The sequence below is a fragment of the Vibrio genomosp. F10 str. 9ZD137 genome (genome assembly GCF_049974785.1).
Taxonomy (GTDB): Bacteria; Pseudomonadota; Gammaproteobacteria; order Enterobacterales; family Vibrionaceae; genus Vibrio.
In genome coordinates this window covers 1-3,330 of record NZ_JBNGCJ010000335.1, presented here as the reverse complement: position 1 = coordinate 3,330, position 3,330 = coordinate 1, and the positions used below count along the sequence as shown (strand labels likewise).

Genomic DNA, 3,330 nt, shown 5'->3' with positions numbered 1-3,330 from the left:
TGGGCAGAGGCTGCTCGTTAATGGATAGCGGTAAGGCGGCCGTTGCCGGCAAGGGAATGATGATTGAACTTAAGCTGATTGATAAGGCGGTTAAGGTAAGCAAAGGCTTTTTCATCTGATGACTCCAATTAGATTAAGACCTACTTTTCAATATGTGGAAGAAAACTTGAAAAGTAGGGACCAGTCAGAGATATGACTAAAAAACATCAATTTAGTTCCCATTGAATTGGGACTCAAAGTTAAGAGGCTTTCGCTGTCAGCACTTCTTTAGAGTGAATGATCTCCTTTTCTGCATCGGTAAACAGTCCAGTCGAGCCCTTAGCATAATCTTTAGGTGGTTGGTCTGTTTCTATCTTATCTGGCGTCGTATTGTTTTCGTTCTGAATCGTTATCTGTTTAACAAATGGGTTATCTTGCTCTGGTTGATTTGGCAAAAGCTCTGCTGATGTTTTTGCCATATGCTGATAAAGCTTCGTATAGTCTTTGCCTAATGTATCCAGCATTTCGGCGCTTTGAGCAAAATAGTCGGTCAGTTCTTGCTTTTGTTGTTCGAGAGCGAATTTTGTTGCGTCTAGGTCTTTTTGTACTGTTTTTTGTTTTTTATATTCAGGTGTTGTGAAGCGCCCAAAAAGCCCCCCTATTACAATACCAATGACTAAACCTACAATAGCGTAAATCCAAGGCATAATAGCTCCTTATTAACTGAGGAATTAACATGTCTGTTACCAGTTGGTTACACATGTCTAGGGGGCATGTTACTATGAGCGGAAGGTCCAATAAAGAAAAATACGATAATTTTAATGGCTGTGTTTGAAGGAAGTGTTCTTGTTATGACACCAAGACAAAAGTATGAGAAAGATATAAAAGAACATGGTTTTCAAAGAGATGAAGCCCAGTTTCTAGCGGTTGAAGCATTAGATAAATTGCATCACCAAATTATTGAATATCTCAATGCACCTAAGGTCTCACTGACCCGTTGGCAAAAACTGATGGGAAAAAAAATAGACTCTCCTGTTGTTCCAGATGGTTTGTATTTCTGGGGGGGAGTGGGTCGAGGTAAGACCTACCTGATGGATTCATTTTTTGATTCATTACCCAGCGAAAGGAAAATGAGAGTCCACTTTCACCGCTTCATGTATCGTGTGCATGATGAGCTTAAAGGGCTAGGGGAAGTGAGTGATCCGTTAGACCTTGTGGCCGATAAATTTAAACAAGAAACCGATATTATCTGTTTCGATGAGTTCTTTGTTTCAGACATTACCGACGCCATGATTCTAGGTACTTTATTTCAAGCCTTGTTTAAGCGAGGAGTGATCCTAGTCGCGACGTCGAACATCCCGCCGCATGATCTGTATAAGAACGGACTGCAACGAGCACGTTTCATGCCTGCGATTCATTTGATAGAAAAGCATTGTGTCATTATGAATGTTGATAGCGGTATCGACTACCGGTTAAGAACACTAAAGCAAGCCGAGATATATCATTACCCACTTGATAAAACAGCCAACGAAAACCTCTATTGCTATTACAAGCAATTGGTAGGAGAAGATAAGCCTATTCAAACGTCGATAGAGATCAATAACCGAGCGATGGATGTGATAGAAGCAAGTGATGGTGTACTGCATGCGACATTTGGCCAATTATGTAAAAGTGCTCGTAGCCAAAATGATTATATTGAACTGTCTAAAATCTATCACTCTGTGCTTTTAGCGGATGTTGAACAGATGGGCGCAAATTTGGATGATGCTGCTCGGCGGTTTATTGCATTAGTCGATGAATTTTATGAGCGAAATGTAAAACTCATCATTTCAGCTGAAGTCGCTTTAGAAAACTTGTATGAAGGGCAATTTCTGGAGTTTGAATTCAAGCGTTGTCAGTCAAGACTAATTGAAATGCAAAGTCATGATTATCTGGCTAAAGAGCATCTCAGTTAATCTGAAATTCGGTCTATGGCAGTAGGTTAAAAAAAATTGTGATTTTGTTCAAAAAGAGGTGATTTTTTCTTCGCTCTTCTCTATAATCCTGCGACCTACCGTTACTGCTGGCCTCTAGTTGTAGAAATTTTTATGGCTATGCCGAGAGTTTCCAACACTCGAAGGGGTGATGTATGGTGCTCTTAGACAGTGGGAACTTATTGTTCCTTAAGTGTAATTTTTTTTAATAGGTAATTATTAGCATGAAAACTTTCGTTGCTAAACCAGAAACTGTAAAACGCGACTGGTATGTTGTAGACGCTGAAGGCAAAACTCTTGGCCGTCTAGCAAGTGAAATCGCTTCTCGCCTACGCGGCAAGCATAAAGCAGAATATACTCCTCACGTAGACACTGGTGATTACATCATCGTTGTTAACGCTGAGAAAGTGGCTGTAACTGGTAACAAAGCTAAGGGTAAGGTTTACTACCGTCACTCAGAGTTCCCAGGTGGTCTTAAAACTATCACTTTTGAAAAGCTAATTGCTAAGAAACCAGAAATGGTTCTTGAACTAGCAGTTAAAGGTATGTTACCACGTGGTCCTCTAGGCCGCGCGATGTACCGTAAGCTAAAAGTTTATGCTGGTGCTGAGCACAACCATGTTGCTCAACAACCAACAGTACTAGACATCTAAGGGGATTATGAAAATGGCAGAGAATCAATACTACGGCACTGGTCGTCGCAAAAGCTCAGCAGCTCGTGTTTTCATCAAACCAGGTTCTGGTGAGATCGTAATCAACAAGCGTAGCCTTGATGTTTACTTCGGTCGTCCAACTTCTCGTATGGTTGTTAAGCAACCTCTTGAGCTAGTTGAACTAACTGAGAAACTAGACCTATACATCACTGTTAAAGGTGGTGGTATTTCTGGTCAAGCAGGTGCTATCCGTCACGGTATCACTCGCGCACTAATGGAATACGATGAGTCTCTACGTCCTGCGCTACGTGCAGCTGGTTACGTTACTCGTGACGCTCGTTGCGTTGAACGTAAGAAAGTTGGTCTACGTAAAGCACGTCGTAAACCTCAATTCTCTAAGCGTTAATTTTTCTTTTACAGAAAAGTTCACGCTCCAGTTTTACGACTGGAATTGTGGTTCAAAGCCTGGCTATATGCCGGGCTTTTTGTTTTTTTACATCTATAAATCCCCTTTATTATTATCTCTTAAGATCTTTTCTTTTTAATTCAGCTTCTTTTGTGACCCAGCATAGGCTTTGCCCTTTGAATGTTACAAAAAGGTAGCTTTATCTTGTCAAAAAGTAGGGTTTTAATTATCATTTGCCATCAAATAAATATAATTAAAACTTTAATTTGTTAGCCATGCTCTGTAAGCGGAATAACAACTATCCAAAGGGAGCAAATGG

The 3,330-nt window shown here is 40.5% G+C and carries 4 protein-coding genes; 3 read left to right on the top strand and 1 reads right to left on the bottom strand.

Features of this window, described 5'->3' with window-relative positions; genetic code table 11:
* Nucleotides 1–239: 239 nt before the first annotated feature.
* Complete coding sequence (gene zapG, locus ACP45E_RS07030) at nucleotides 240–686, bottom strand: Z-ring associated protein ZapG (protein ID WP_017035536.1); 447 nt, start codon at nucleotides 684–686, stop codon at nucleotides 240–242.
* 144 nt (nucleotides 687–830) lie between these two features.
* Here zapG and zapE point away from each other — a divergent pair, with 144 nt between their 5' ends.
* From zapE to rpsI, 3 genes are all read left to right on the top strand, one after another.
* The gene (gene zapE, locus ACP45E_RS07025) at nucleotides 831–1,934 is read left to right on the top strand and encodes a cell division protein ZapE (RefSeq protein WP_026026782.1); all 1,104 of its coding nucleotides are present in this window, start codon (nucleotides 831–833) and stop codon (nucleotides 1,932–1,934) included.
* Between the two features lie 242 nt (nucleotides 1,935–2,176).
* On the top strand, nucleotides 2,177–2,605 hold the full coding sequence (gene rplM, locus ACP45E_RS07020; protein WP_017035534.1) for a 50S ribosomal protein L13: 429 nt from the start codon (nucleotides 2,177–2,179) through the stop codon (nucleotides 2,603–2,605).
* A gap of 13 nt (nucleotides 2,606–2,618) precedes the next feature.
* Nucleotides 2,619–3,011: a 30S ribosomal protein S9 gene (gene rpsI, locus ACP45E_RS07015; RefSeq protein ID WP_017035533.1), complete on the top strand. Its 393-nt coding sequence runs from the start codon at nucleotides 2,619–2,621 to the stop codon at nucleotides 3,009–3,011.
* Nucleotides 3,012–3,330 lie beyond the last annotated feature (319 nt).

Excerpts from the sequence above, each read along its gene's own strand:
- zapG (WP_017035536.1), bottom strand. The coding sequence starts at position 686 with ATGCCTTGGATTTACGCTATTGTAGGTTTAGTCATTGGTATTGTAATA.
- zapE (WP_026026782.1), top strand. The coding sequence starts at position 831 with ATGACACCAAGACAAAAGTATGAGAAAGATATAAAAGAACATGGTTTT.
- rplM (WP_017035534.1), top strand. The coding sequence starts at position 2,177 with ATGAAAACTTTCGTTGCTAAACCAGAAACTGTAAAACGCGACTGGTAT.
- rpsI (WP_017035533.1), top strand. The coding sequence starts at position 2,619 with ATGGCAGAGAATCAATACTACGGCACTGGTCGTCGCAAAAGCTCAGCA.